This window comes from Streptomyces sp. NPDC051207 (assembly GCF_040682395.1).
In the GTDB taxonomy this organism is placed as follows: domain Bacteria; phylum Actinomycetota; class Actinomycetes; order Streptomycetales; family Streptomycetaceae; genus Streptomyces.
In genome coordinates this window covers 135735-149046 of sequence record NZ_JBFBAX010000010.1, presented here as the reverse complement: position 1 = coordinate 149046, position 13312 = coordinate 135735, and the positions used below count along the sequence as shown (strand labels likewise).

The following is a 13312-nucleotide window of genomic DNA, read 5'->3' as shown; positions in this document are numbered from 1 at the left end:
ATTGGTCTGGACCAACTTGTACCTCCAGCGGTGGCCACCGCCCGCCCCCTTCTCCGCCTGCTCCTCCTCTCTTCCTCCCTCCCTCCCGCCCGCCCTTCCTTCCTCCCTTCTCCCCCACCACCGGAGGCACCAGTGGACCGCGCACCAGGCATGCCCGGACGCCGACGGCTCTGGGCGGCGACCGCGCTCGCCGCCCTCGCCCTGTCGTTCGCCGGCGCCGGCCAGGCGTCCGCCGCGGACGTCAACAACACCAAGAACGCCGGTTTCGAGTCCGGCCTGAGCAACTGGACCTGTTCCGCGAGCAGCGGCACGACGGTCTCCTCCCCGGTGCACGGCGGCACGGCCGCGCTGAAGGCGACCCCGGCCGGGCAGGACAACGCCCGGTGCAGCCAGACGGTCGCCGTCAAGCCCAACTCCTCGTACGCGCTGAGCGCGTGGGTGCAGGGCGGGTACGCCTACCTCGGCGTCACGGGGACGGGCACCACCGACGTGTCGACCTGGACACCGGACTCCTCGTCCTGGAAGCAGCTCACCACCCGCTTCACGACCGGCGCGTCCACCACCTCGGTCACGCTCTACACGCACGGCTGGTACGGCCAGGCGGCCTACTACGTGGACGACGTGTCCGTGTTCGGCCCCGACGGGGGCGGCGGCACCGACCAGGGCCCGGCCGTGCCGGGCGCCCCGGCCGGCCTGGCCGTCTCCGGCACCACGTCCTCCTCGGTCTCGCTGGCCTGGAACACGGTCGCGGGCGCGACGGGCTACACGGTGTACCGGGACGGCACGAAGGTGACGGCGGTGAGCGGCACCTCCGCGACCGTGACGGGCCTCGCGGCGGCGACGTCGTACAGCTTCCAGGTGACCGCGAGCAACGCGGCGGGCGAGTCGGCCAAGTCGGCGGCGGTGACGGCCCGTACGGCGCCCCGGCAGGACGGCGGGGGCGGCACGACGCTGCCCAAGCACGTGGTGACGGGCTACTGGCAGAACTTCAACAACGGCGCGGTGGTCCAGAAGCTCACCGACGTGCCGAACCACTACGACATCATCGCGGTGTCCTTCGCGGACGCCACGCCGACGCCGGGCGCGGTGACCTTCAACCTGGACTCGGCGGGCCTGGGCGGCTACACGGTCGACCAGTTCAAGGCCGACATCAAGACCAAGCAGGCGGCCGGGAAGAAGGTCATCATCTCGGTCGGCGGCGAGAAGGGCACCGTGGCGGTGAACGACGCCGCCTCGGCGACGAACTTCGCCAACTCCGTTCACAGCCTGATGCAGACGTACGGCTTCGACGGCGTCGACATCGACCTGGAGAACGGCCTCAACGCCACGTACATGACGCAGGCGCTGCGGGCGCTGTCCGCGAAGGCGGGCCCGTCGATGATCCTGACCATGGCCCCCCAGACGATCGACATGCAGTCGACGTCCAACTCCTACTTCCAGACGGCCCTGAACGTGAAGGACATCCTCACGGTCGTCAACATGCAGTACTACAACAGCGGTTCGATGCTGGGCTGTGACGGCAAGGTCTACAGCCAGGGCTCGGTCGACTTCCTGACGGCCCTGGCCTGCATCCAGCTGGAGGGCGGCCTCGCCCCGTCCCAGGTGGGCATCGGCGTCCCGGCGTCGACGCGCGGCGCGGGCAGCGGGTACGTCGCGCCGTCCGTGGTGAACGCCGCCCTGGACTGCCTGACGAAGGGCACCAACTGCGGCACCTTCAAGCCGTCGCGGACGTACCCCGACCTGCGGGGCGCGATGACCTGGTCGACCAACTGGGACGCGACGGCCGGCAACGCGTGGTCGAACGCGGTGGGCCCGCACGTGCACGCGCTGCCGTAACGGCGGCGGACCCGGTGACGGGCAGGGACGGTCCCGCGGCAGCGGCGGCCCTCCCTGCCCGTCCGGCGTTCGCTCCCTGCCCGTCCGGCGTTCTTCAGTCCATGGCCGGCGCGAGCGAGGGGGCCCGCCTCGCCACCCGGGACGCCCCCGCGCCGAGCAGGGCGCACTTGCGCGGGATCGCGCTCGACCGGGCGTGGCAGAGCCTGGGGTGAGGCCCGCCCCGGAGGAACCCGCCTAGAAGAACTCCCCCCACGGCTGGTCCCAGACCTGCTTGACGCACAGCACCAGGAACAGCAGCCCGGCGATCGTCAGCATGGCGTTGCTCAGCATGCCGTTGCGCCACTCCCCGGGCGTGCGGGAGGAGTTGAGCAGCCACACCAGGGTCAGCGCCAGGAACGGCATGAACGCCGCGCCCAGCACGCCGTAGATGACGACCAGGCGGAAGGGCTGGCCCTGGAACAGCAGCACCATCGGCGGGAAGGTCAGCCACAGCAGGTACGCGCGGAACGGCCAGGACCGCTCCCGGTCGCCCGCCGCGACCGCCTCGCCGTGCGCCTCGGGGCGGCCCGCGCGGGCGGCCCTCTCGCGGGCGACGAAGTCGGAGAACATCAGGCTCACGCCGTGCCAGACGCCGATCAGCGAGGTGAAGGAGGTGGCGAAGAAGCCGATCAGGAAGAACTTGGCGGTGGCGGTGCCGTACTCCCGCTCCAGGATGCCGCCGAGCTGGACGAGGCCCTTGTCGCCGCTCGCGAGGGAGACGTTGGCGGCGTGCAGCAGTTCCGCGCCGACGAAGAGCATGGCGACGACGAACACGCCGGTCGTCACGTAGGCGACCCGGTTGTCCAGCCGCATGATTTTCATCCAGCCGGTGTGGGTCCAGCCCTTGGCGTTGACCCAGTAGCCGTAGGCGGCGAGCGTGATGGTGCCGCCGACGCCGCCGATCAGGCCGAGGGTGTTGAGGACCGAGTCCTTCTCGTCGGGCAGGACCGGCAGCAGGCCGGCGAGGGCGTCGGGGAGGTTGGGGGTGACGCGGATCGCCAGGTACACGGTCACGACGAACATGACGCCGACGAGGACGGTCATGACCTTCTCGAAGACGGCGTACTTGTTGAACCAGACGAAGGCCAGGCCCACCAGGCCGCAGGCGACGCCCCACCACTGGAGGTCCATCACGTCGGGGAACAGGGCCTGGAGCGGGAGCGCGCTGGACGACATCGCCGCGGCGCCGTAGACGAAGCCCCAGATCACGACGTAGACGACGAAGAACCACGTCGTCCAGCGGCCCAGGCTCGCCCAGCCGTCGAAGAGGGTGCGGCCGGTGGACAGGTGCCAGCGGCCCGCGGCTTCCGCGAGGGAGATCTTGACGAGGCAGCCGACGACCGCGGCCCACAGGAGCGTGTAGCCGAAGTTGCTGCCCGCGATGAGGGTGGCGACGAGGTCTCCGGCTCCCACGCCGGTCGCGGCGACGACGATGCCGGGTCCGATGTACCGCCAACTGGACGTGCGCGGGCCGGGGCCGCCCGCGGCCTTGCTGGTGTTTTCCGTGGTGTCCGCCATGGAGGTCAAGTAAGCCCATCGGTGCCGCCCGGACAAGAGGGCCTGCGGGTTCTTCACGCGATGCGCGTACGGCGGGACCGGGCCGTGACACCCCGGCACACGCGTGCGGCAGGCGCGGCCGTTTCCGGCCGGTTAGGGTCAGTCGGCCCTCCTTCCCTATTGACCTGCACATGCCACGACCTGAACGATGAGCGGCAGCCCGCACACCGGGCGCCCACCCGCACGTCGCTGGACCACCCCCTGCTCCACTCCCCACTTCCGGTGACCCCGGAACCCCTGGAGAAACAAGGAGACTTCATGCGACTCCGCATCCGAGGCTCAGGCATCCGCGGCGGCAGACGCACCGCCGCCCTCGCCACCCTCCTCGCCCTCGCCCTCGCGGCGCCCCTGTCGGCCACGGCGTCCGACGCCACCGCCGACAGCGCCCGCTCCACGGCCGCCTCGGCCGAGGAGGTGCGCCAGTACGAGATCCACGTCCACCACAGCACCCCGGCCATGCGCACCGCCATCGCCGCGGCGGGCGTCACCGTGGACGAGGCCGACGAGGAGACGGTCGTCGTCTCCGGACGCGCGGCCCAGATCCGCGAACTGCGCAGGCACGGCTACGAGGTGCAGCCGCTCGGCGCCGCCCCCGACCGCTCCTCCGCGGCGGACGAGATGCGCCTCTACGACTTCCCGTCCGCCGACTCGCGCTACCACAACTACGCCGAGATGAACGCGGAGATCTCGCAGCGGCTCGCCACGTACCCGAACATCATGAGCCGGCGCGTCATCGGCAAGTCGTACCAGGGCCGGGACATCGTCGCCATCAAGATCAGCGACAACGTGGCGGCCGACGAGGCCGAGCCCGAGGTGCTGTTCACGCACCACCAGCACGCCCGCGAGCACCTCACCGTGGAGATGGCGCTCTACCTGATCCGCGAGCTGGGCGCCGGCTACGGCAGGGACTCGCGCGTCACCAACATGGTGAACAACCGGGAGATCTGGATCATCCCGGACCTCAACCCGGACGGCGGCGAGTACGACATCGCGTCCGGCTCCTACCGCTCCTGGCGCAAGAACCGCCAGCCCAACGCGGGCTCCACGTACGTCGGCACGGACCTCAACCGGAACTGGAACTACCGCTGGGGCTGCTGCGGCGGTTCCTCCGGCTCGCCGTCCTCGGACACCTACCGCGGCCCGTCGGCCGAGTCGGCGCCCGAGGTGAAGGTGGTCGCCGACTTCGTGCGCAGCCGGGTCGTCGGCGGCAAGCAGCAGATCACGGCCGGGATCGACTTCCACACGTACAGCGAGCTGGTGCTGTGGCCGTTCGGCTACACGTACTCCGACACGACCACCGGCATGACGGCGGACGACCGGAACGCCTTCGCGGCCGTCGGCCAGAAGATGGGCGCCAGCAACGGGTACACGGCGGAGCAGTCCAGCGACCTGTACATCACCGACGGGTCGATCGACGACTGGCTGTGGGGCAGCCAGAGGATCTTCGGGTACACCTTCGAGATGTATCCGGCGTCCAGCTCCGGGGGTGGGTTCTACCCGCCCGACGAGGTGATCGAGCGGGAGACCGCACGCAACCGTGACGCCGTGCTGCAACTGCTGGAGAACGCGGACTGCATGTACCGGTCGATCGGCAAGGCCGCGCAGTACTGCGGCTAGTCCTCCTGCTGCTCGCCCGCCGTGTCGTCGAAGTAGGCGTCCAGGACCTGGTCCAGCTGCGCGTCCCATTCCTTGTGCAGGGACCGGGACCCGGCCAGGATCTCGATGGGGTACCAGCGGCGGTCGGGCGTGTGGACCGTGACCGTGAACAGCTTGCCGAAGCGGGGCAGTTCGGTCTCCACGGCGGCGATCTCGTCCCAGCGGAACTCGCACTCCTGGTCGTCCAGACGCATGCGTACGCCCCGGTGGTCGGCGACGATCCGCGCGCGGAAGTCGGACGCCTCGAAGACGGGCCCGTCGGGGCCGGCCTCCTCCTCGGAGGAGGCCGGCTCCTCCCCCGCTTCGGGGGCGGCGGGCTCCGGCTCCTCGCTCTCCTCCGGCTCCCCCGGTTCGGCCGCGGCGTCCGCGGCCTGCTTCGGCCCGGCGTCCTCGCCGGACGCGGGCGGGGTGAGCCCGGGGATGAAAGCCGGGTCGAATCCGGCGCCCGTCAGGGGCTGGCTGCTCGAACCTATGCGCTGCTCCACAGCGGAGCAGTATGGTCGACAAACCTGTGCCTGGCACAGTCGGCCCCAACTTCGTTATCAGACGCCTACACGAACGCGCCACGTCTACACGAAGACGCTGAGCACCGCGGCCACCGCGAAACCGGCCACCGACAGCACGCTCTCCAGTACCGTCCAGGTCTTGAGCGTGTCCCGCTCGCTGATGCCGAAGTACTTGGCGACCATCCAGAAACCGCCGTCGTTGAATCGCGGCACGGCGCCCCGGGGTGCGGGCGCCGTGCCGTGCCGGTGGAGGGGGGTGCGGGGAGCCGGGCGCGTCAGCCGAGGACGGCCAGCGCGTCGATCTCGATGAGGAGTCCCGCGGGCAGGCCGACGTAGACCGTGGTGCGCGCGGCGGGCGGCTGGGTGAGGCCCTGCTCCTCGAAGTAGGTGGTGTAGAGGTCGTTCATCTCGGCGAAGTGGGCCGTGTCCGTGAGGTAGACGCGGATCATCATCACGTCGTCCCAGGTCGCGCCGCCCTCTTCGAGGATCGCCTTGACGTTGGCGAGGGTCTGGAGGGTCTGCTCGCGCAGGGTGGGGCCGGCGGGCGTGGGCGGCTTGCCCTCCTCGGCGGGGAGGAAGCCGACCTGTCCGGCGACCTGGAGGATGTTGCCCTTCTTCACGCCGTGCGAGAACTTCGCGGGCGGGGTGGTGTGGGTCTTCGGGGTGAGCGCGGTCTTGTCGGTCATGCGGTGCCCTTTGCTGGTGTCCTGCCGGAGTACTCGCCGCTGATGGCGTCCGCCGTGCGGCGCACCAGCGGGAGCAGGGTGAGGAGTTCGTCGGCGGTGACGACGACGTTCGGCGCGGAGACCGACATCGCGGCGACCACCCGGCCGTCGGCGCCGCGGATCGGCGCGGCGACGCAGTTGATGGACTCCTCGTGGCCGCCGAGGTCGGTGGCCCAGCCCTGTTCGCGCACCGTGGCCAGCTCCTTCAGGAAGGCGTCGGCGTTGGGGGTCGAACGGGGCGTGTACAGGGGGTAGTCGAGCTTGTCCGCGACGGCGCGGCGCTCGGGTTCGGGCAGGTCGGCGAGGAGCAGCTTGGCGACGGCCGCGACGGTGATGGCGACGGGCTTGCCGATCCGGGAGTACATCCGCACCGGGTAGCGGCTCTCGACCTTGTCGATGTAAAGCACCTCGTTCTCCTCGTACACGGCGAGGTGCACGGTGTGCCCGCAGGTCTCGTTGAGGCGTACGAGGTGGGGGTGGGCGATCTCGCGGACGTCGAGGTTCTCCATCGCTTCCTGGGCGAGCGCGATGAGGCGGGCGCCGAGGCGGTAGCGCTGGTCGGACTGGCGGTAGACGAAGCCGTGCTCGTGCAGGGTGCGCAGCAGGCGCAGCGCGGTGGACTTGTGCACGCCGAGGCGGTCGGCGACCTGCCCGAGGTCGGCGGGGCCCTCGGCGAGCAGCGGCAGGATGCTCAGGGCCCGGTCTACGGTCTGGCTCATGGCGTGGATACCTCCTCGTCGGCCCGGTCGCCGTCCGCGGCTGTCCAGCCGGGGCCGAGTCGCAGTCTCCCCCACGCGGCGGCGTCGAGGGCGGCCAGGCGGTCGGCGTGGTCCCGGGCGGGGGGCGCGGCGAGGTCGCCGGGGGCGGTGAGGGCGGCGGCGGCCGCGAGGTGGCCGTGGCGCAGCCGGGTGCGCAGCGGCAGGCCGCGCAGGGTGGCGGAGAGGAACCCCGCGGCGAAGGCGTCGCCCGCGCCGGTCGCGGCCACCAGGGTGACGTGGGGGGCCGGTTCGAACACGGCGGGCTGTGCGTCGGCCAGTGCTGTGGCCCCCGTCGCCCCCTGCTTCACCACCACCAGCCGCGGCTGCGGCAGCGCCTCGCGGACGGCCGGCGGGCCCCCGGCGACGCCCCACGCCTCCTGCGCCTCGTCCTCCCCCACGAACACGATGTCCGCCCCGCGGGCCAGGTCGAGGAGGACCCCGGCGCCGGACGGGTCCTCGCGCCACAGCCCCGGCCGGTGGTTCACGTCGAAGGAGACGAGGGGCCGGTCCGGGCCGGGCGCGGTCAGCTCGCGCAGCAGGTCCAGGCAGCCCGTGGAGAGCGCGGCGGTGATGCCCGACAGGTGCAGGACGCGGGCGGCGCGGCACGCGGCCAGGTCGACGGTGTGCGGGCTCATCGCGGAGGCCGCCGAGCCCGCCCGGTAGTACGCCACTTCGTGGGCGTCCGTGGCGCGGTCCCCGGCGGTGCGGAAGTAGACGCCGGTCGGGCGGGCCGGGTCGCGGCGCACCGAGCCGGTGTCGACGCCGTAGCCCGCGATCGTCTCCACCAGGTGGTCGCCGAAGCCGTCGGCGCCGACCCTGCTGACCCAGCGCGTGGTGTGCCCGGCGGCGGCCAGCACGCACGCCACGTTGGACTCGGCGCCGCCGATGGCCCGGTCGAAGGAGGGCACGTCGGCGAGGCGGCCCGGCCGGGAGGGCAGGAACGTGACCATGGACTCGCCGAGCGCGACGACGTCCACGACGTCGGGGGCCTTGCGGGGTCCGGTGACGGTCACGATGGTCGTAGCTCCTCGGCCGGGGGGTCGGGCCGTATCCGTTGACCCCGCGTTGGCCGAGATGTTAGACAGCGGTGAGCGATATACGCAACGTTTGTTGCAGAATATGCAATCTGCCTGATCAGGGAGGCGTACATGAGCAGCGAAGCTCTCGACCGTCTGGCCGGGGAACGCGTCGACCACCGGTTCAAGGGGCTCCCGCCGGACGCGGACGGCCTGACCGTCGGCGAGCTGGCCGCCCAGCGCCGCAACCTGTTCACCGGTGGTTTCACCACGCCGGTCCTGGCCCTGTCCGCCGAGCGCCTGGAGCACAACCTGCGGCTCATGGAGGCGTACGCGGCCCGGCACGGCCTCGCCTTCGCCCCGCACGGCAAGACCTCCATGGCGCCGCAGCTGTTCCGGCGCCAGATCGAGCGCGGCGCGTGGGGCATCACGCTCGCGGTGCCCCACCAGGTGCGGGTGGCGCGGGCGTTCGGGATCGAGCGGGTGTTCCTCGCCAACGAGCTGGTGGACCCCGCCGCGCTGCGCTGGATCGCGGCCGAGCTGGCCGCCGACCCGGCGTTCCGGTTCGTCTGCTACGTCGACTCGGTGCGCGGCGTGCGGCTGATGGACGCGGCGCTGCGCGGGACGCCCCGCCCGGTGGAGGTCGTCGTGGAGCTGGCCGGCGGCGAGGGCGCCCGGACCGGCGTGCGCACGGAGGCGGAGTGCGCGGCGGTCGCCGACGCGGTGGCGGCCACGGCCACCCTGCGCCTGGCCGGTGTCGCGGGCTACGAGGGGGAGGTGCCGCGGGCGGACCCGGAGCGGGTGCGGGCCTGGCTGCGCAGGCTGGTGGCGCTGGCGGTCGACTTCGACAGGGCGGGGCGCTTCGAGGGGCTCGGCGAGATCGTCGTCAGCGCGGGAGGCAGCGCCTGGTTCGACGCGGTGGCCGACGTGTTCGCGGAGCTGCCCGAGCTGTCCCGGCCCGTGCTGAGGCTGCTGCGCTCGGGCGCGTACGTCTCGCACGACGACGGCCACTACCGCAGGCTGACCCCGTTCAACCGGGTCCCCGAGGAGGGCGCCCTGGAGCCCGCGTTCCGGCTGTGGGCGCAGGTGGTGTCCCGTCCCTCGCCGGACCAGGCGTTCGTCAACGCGGGCAAGCGGGACGCCGCCCACGACCTCGACCTGCCGCTGGCCCAGGTGGTCCGGCGCGACGGCGAGGAGCGCCCGGCGACCGGCGTCACGGTGACCGCCCTGTCCGACCAGCACGCCTGGGTGCGCACGGACCCCGGCGCCGACCTGGAGGTGGGCGACTGGCTCGGCATGGGCCTGTCCCACCCGTGCACGTCCTTCGACAAGTGGCCGCTGATCCCCCTCGCGCAGGCGGACGGCACGGTCGTCGACTACATCCGCACGTTCTTCTGAGAGGACCCCGATGGAAGACCTCGTCATCCGGGACGCGGACGTCGTGGACGGCACGGGCGGCCCCTCCTACCGCGCCGATGTCGTCGTGGCCGGCGGCAGGATCGTGTCGATCGTCCAGGAGGCGGCGGCAGCGGGCTGCCAGCGCCCCCGGGCGACGCGGGAGGTGGACGCCGAGGGCCTCGTCCTGGCCCCCGGCTTCGTCGACATGCACGCGCACAGCGACCTGGCACTGCTGCGCGACCCCGACCACAGCGCGAAGGTCGCGCAGGGCGTCACGCTGGAGGTGATCGGCCAGGACGGCCTGTCGTACGCGCCGGTGGACGACCGCACCCTCGGCGAGGTGCGCCGCGCGATCGCCGGCTGGAACGGCCACGGCGACGACCTGGACTTCGACTGGCGCTCGGTGGGCGAGTACCTGGACCGGCTGGACCGGGGCGTCGACGGGCAGGGCATCGCGGTCAACGCGGCCTATCTGATCCCGCAGGGCACGGTCCGCGCGCTGGCGGTCGGCTGGGAGGACCGCGAGGCGACCCCGGCCGAGCTGGACCGCATGCGCCGGCTGGTGGCGGAGGGCCTGGAGGAGGGCGCGGTCGGCCTGTCGTCGGGGCTGACGTACACGCCGGGCATGTACGCGAAGGACGCCGAACTCACCGAGCTGTGCCGGGTGGTGGCGCGGTACGGCGGCTACTACTGCCCGCACCACCGCAGTTACGGCGTGGGCGCCCTGGAGGCGTACCGCGAGATGGTGACGCTCACGAGCGAGGCGGGCTGCCCGCTGCACCTGGCCCACGCGACGATGAACTTCGGCGTGAACGAGGGCCGGGCGCCCGAGCTGCTGGCCCTGCTCGACGAGGCGCTGGCGGCGGGCGCCGACATCACCCTCGACACCTACCCCTACACCCCCGGCTGCACGACCCTGGTGGCGGTCCTGCCGAGCTGGGCGAGCGAGGGCGGTCCGGAGGAGACCCTGCGCCGCCTGGCCGACGAGGAGACCGCCGAGCGCATCCGTCACCACCTGGAGGAGACCGGCTCGGACGGCTGCCACGGGGTGCCGGTGGAGTGGGAGACGATCGAGGTCTCCGGGGTGGCGGACCCGTCCCTCGCCCCGTACGTGGGCCGCACGGTGGCGCGGTCGGCGGCGGACCGGGGCGAGACGCCGTGGCAGGTGGCGCGCCGCCTGCTGCTCACGGACCGGCTGGCCCCGACGATCCTCCAGCACGTCGGCCACGAGGAGAACGTCCGCACGATCATGCGGCACCGGGTCCACACGGGCGGCTCGGACGGCATCCTCCAGGGCGCCAAGCCGCACCCCCGGGCGTACGGCACGTTCCCGCACTACCTCGGCCGGTACGTGCGGGAGCTGGGGGTGCTGTCCCTGGAGGAGTGCGTGGCGCACCTGACCGGGCGCCCGGCGGCCCGGCTGCGCCTGCCGGACCGCGGCCTGGTCCGCGAGGGCCACCGCGCCGACCTGGTCCTGTTCGACCCGGCGACGGTGGCGGCGGGGTCCACGTTCGAGGAGCCGCGCGCGCTGCCGACGGGCATCCCGTACGTCCTGGTCGACGGCCGGTTCGCCGTCGAGGACGGCCGCAGGACGGACGTGCTGGCGGGGCGGGCGGTCCGCAGAACCCCGGTGTGAGCCGCCCGGCCGCCGGCGCCGCCTACTTGGGGCCCCGGCCGCCCCCCTTGCCCGGCTTGCCGGCGGGGTCGCGGGGCCCGGCCGGTGCGTCGGTCGTGGGCGCCGGGGCCGGTGCGGACGCCGTGGCCGTCGCCGGGGCGGAGGAAGGGCTCGCGGCCGGGGCGGAACCCACCGGGACGCCCGGGAAGCCCGGGGCGCCGGGTCCGTCCGGCTGCTCCGAGGCGCTCGGTGACGCGGGGCCCGCCGACGCCGGGGCCGTACCGCTTCCCGGCGCCCCCGTGGGCTGCGCCTCGCCCGGAGCGCCGCTCTCCCGCCGCCCTCCCCGTTCCTTCGCCTCCGTCTCCTGCTCGGCCTCCTCGGACTCGACCGCCGTCGGGCTCGTACGGTCGTCCCTGCCCTCGGCGCCGCCCGGGGAGCCCGCGGAACGCCCGAGGGAGAAGCCCGCGACCAGGGCCGCCGCCGACACCGCCCCCAGCGCGCCGACGGCCACGGCCGCCCCGCGCGAACGCCAGGGACTCGGCTTGCGCCGCGCACCCCGGCGGCCTCCCGGGGGGCGCCGCACGGAGCCGCCGTCGCGGTCCGCCTCCGGCACGGGCGGCAGCTGCCGCGTCTCGTCGTACTCGCTCCGCCAGCCGTGGGCCGTCGCCGGATCGGCGTACGCGTCGTACGCGGGTGGCGGTGCGGCCGGTGGGACGTACACGTTCGGGTGAGCCCACGGCGCACCGGCCGCCCGGTGGGCACCGTGGAGGTCCGGCGCGCCGGGAGCACCGGCCGCCGGACGCGCACCGTACGGCCCGTTGTCGTACTGGGGTGGCCTCGCCATGGCCGCGCATTGTAGGGACGGGAGGGGCTCCGGGGACAGCCGGCGGCGATAACCACCCAAACCGCCGCGTCTCACGTGGCGGAAAACACGGCCCGGACGGCTTTACCGGGCCGTAAGCTCCCAGACATGCAGGTGATCCAGTCGACCAAGCTCGCCAACGTCTGTTACGAGATCCGGGGTCCGGTGCTCGAGGAGGCGATGCGGCTGGAAGCTGCCGGTCACCGCATCCTCAAGCTCAACACGGGCAACCCGGCCGCGTTCGGCTTCGAGTGCCCGCCCGAGATCCTGGAGGACATCCTCCGCAACGTGTCCTCGGCGCACGGCTACGGCGACGCGAAGGGCCTGCTGGCCGCGCGCCGGGCCGTCGTGATGCACAACCAGACGCTCGGCATCGAGACGGACGTCGAGCACGTCTTCATCGGCAACGGCGTCTCCGAGCTGATCGTCATGGCGATGCAGGGCCTGCTGGACGACGGCGACGAGGTGCTCGTCCCGGCGCCGGACTACCCGCTGTGGACCGCGGCCGTCTCCCTGTCCGGCGGCACCGCCGTGCACTACCGGTGCGACGAGCAGTCCGACTGGATGCCCGACCTCGCGGACGTGGAGCGGAAGGTCACCGACCGCACCAAGGCGATCGTCGTCATCAACCCGAACAACCCGACGGGCGCCGTCTACGACGACGCCGTCCTCAAGGGCCTCACCGACATCGCCCGCCGCCACAACCTGCTGGTCTGCTCCGACGAGATCTACGACAAGATCCTCTACGACGGCGCCACGCACACCCCGACCGCGAAGATCGCCCCCGACCTGCTGACGCTGACCTTCAACGGCATGTCGAAGGCCTACCGGGTGGCCGGCTACCGCGTCGGCTGGATGTCGATCTCCGGCCCGCGCGCGCACGCCGACTCCTACATCGAGGGCCTGACGATCCTCGCCAACATGCGGCTGTGCGCGAACATGCCGGGCCAGCACGGCGTGGTCGCCGCACTCAGTGGACGCCAGACCATCAGCGACCTCGTGCTGCCGGGCGGGCGCCTGAAGGAGCAGCTGGACGTCGCCTACGACATGCTGACGCGGATCCCGGGCGTGACGTGCGTGCGGCCGAAGGGCGCGCTGTACCTCTTCCCGCGCCTCGACCCCAAGGTGTTCAAGATCAGGGACGACCGGCGGATGGTCCTGGACCTGCTGCGCCGCGAGAAGATCATGGTCGTGCAGGGCACGGGCTTCAACTGGCCCGAGCCGGACCACTTCCGGGTGGTGACCCTGCCCGCGGTCACGGACCTGCGGGACGCGGTGGGCCGGATCGGCCGCTTCCTGGACGGCTACAGCCAGCCCTAGAGACGTACCCGACACAACTTTAGA

The 13312-nt window shown here is 72.6% G+C and carries 11 protein-coding genes and 1 pseudogene; 5 read left to right on the top strand and 7 right to left on the bottom strand.

The window, feature by feature from the left end; genetic code table 11:
* Window positions 1–150 precede the first annotated feature (150 nt).
* Window positions 151–1836 carry a glycoside hydrolase family 18 protein gene (locus tag AB0M97_RS13205; RefSeq protein ID WP_365960914.1) on the top strand — a complete coding sequence of 562 codons (1686 nt, stop codon included), beginning with the start codon at window positions 151–153 and terminating at the stop codon, window positions 1834–1836.
* A gap of 234 nt (window positions 1837–2070) precedes the next feature.
* On the opposite strand, the gene AB0M97_RS13200 is transcribed toward AB0M97_RS13205, so the two are convergent.
* A complete protein-coding gene (locus AB0M97_RS13200; RefSeq protein ID WP_365960913.1) occupies window positions 2071–3393 on the bottom strand; it encodes an Nramp family divalent metal transporter in 1323 nt (440 codons plus the stop codon).
* A gap of 297 nt (window positions 3394–3690) precedes the next feature.
* On the opposite strand from AB0M97_RS13200, the gene AB0M97_RS13195 reads away from it, so the two are divergent.
* The gene (locus AB0M97_RS13195; protein WP_365960912.1) at window positions 3691–5049 is read left to right on the top strand and encodes a M14 family metallopeptidase; all 1359 of its coding nucleotides are present in this window, start codon (window positions 3691–3693) and stop codon (window positions 5047–5049) included.
* Here the strand turns inward: AB0M97_RS13195 and AB0M97_RS13190 are convergent.
* The 5 genes and pseudogenes from AB0M97_RS13190 to AB0M97_RS13170 form a co-directional block, all read right to left on the bottom strand.
* On the bottom strand, window positions 5046–5573 hold the full coding sequence (locus AB0M97_RS13190) for a hypothetical protein (protein WP_365960911.1): 528 nt from the start codon (window positions 5571–5573) through the stop codon (window positions 5046–5048). The two genes, AB0M97_RS13195 and AB0M97_RS13190, sit on opposite strands and share 4 nt — an antisense overlap.
* An 84-nt stretch (window positions 5574–5657) precedes the next feature.
* Window positions 5658–5795: pseudogene (locus AB0M97_RS13185) on the bottom strand (hypothetical protein); the annotation flags it as partial.
* Between the two features lie 74 nt (window positions 5796–5869).
* Complete coding sequence (locus AB0M97_RS13180; RefSeq protein WP_365960910.1) at window positions 5870–6280, bottom strand: RidA family protein; 411 nt, start codon at window positions 6278–6280, stop codon at window positions 5870–5872.
* Window positions 6277–7038, bottom strand: coding sequence for an IclR family transcriptional regulator (locus tag AB0M97_RS13175; protein ID WP_365960909.1), 762 nt, complete (start codon window positions 7036–7038; stop codon window positions 6277–6279). Before AB0M97_RS13175 ends, AB0M97_RS13180 begins: the two co-directional genes overlap by 4 nt.
* Window positions 7035–8090, bottom strand: a complete 1056-nt coding sequence (locus AB0M97_RS13170) for a sugar kinase (RefSeq protein WP_365960908.1) — start codon at window positions 8088–8090, stop codon at window positions 7035–7037. Before AB0M97_RS13170 ends, AB0M97_RS13175 begins: the two co-directional genes overlap by 4 nt.
* A 135-nt stretch (window positions 8091–8225) precedes the next feature.
* On the opposite strand from AB0M97_RS13170, the gene AB0M97_RS13165 reads away from it, so the two are divergent.
* Both AB0M97_RS13165 and AB0M97_RS13160 read left to right on the top strand, forming a co-directional pair.
* Window positions 8226–9491 (top strand): amino acid deaminase, encoded by a 1266-nt coding sequence (locus AB0M97_RS13165; RefSeq protein ID WP_365960906.1) that lies wholly within the window; start codon window positions 8226–8228, stop codon window positions 9489–9491.
* A 10-nt stretch (window positions 9492–9501) separates the two neighbouring features.
* The gene (locus AB0M97_RS13160) at window positions 9502–11127 is read left to right on the top strand and encodes a D-aminoacylase (protein ID WP_365960905.1); all 1626 of its coding nucleotides are present in this window, start codon (window positions 9502–9504) and stop codon (window positions 11125–11127) included.
* 22 nt (window positions 11128–11149) lie between these two features.
* On the opposite strand, the gene AB0M97_RS13155 is transcribed toward AB0M97_RS13160, so the two are convergent.
* Window positions 11150–11950, bottom strand: a complete 801-nt coding sequence (locus AB0M97_RS13155; RefSeq protein WP_365960904.1) for a hypothetical protein — start codon at window positions 11948–11950, stop codon at window positions 11150–11152.
* Between the two features lie 126 nt (window positions 11951–12076).
* On the opposite strand from AB0M97_RS13155, the gene AB0M97_RS13150 reads away from it, so the two are divergent.
* Window positions 12077–13288 carry a pyridoxal phosphate-dependent aminotransferase gene (locus tag AB0M97_RS13150; RefSeq protein WP_365960903.1) on the top strand — a complete coding sequence of 404 codons (1212 nt, stop codon included), beginning with the start codon at window positions 12077–12079 and terminating at the stop codon, window positions 13286–13288.
* Window positions 13289–13312 lie beyond the last annotated feature (24 nt).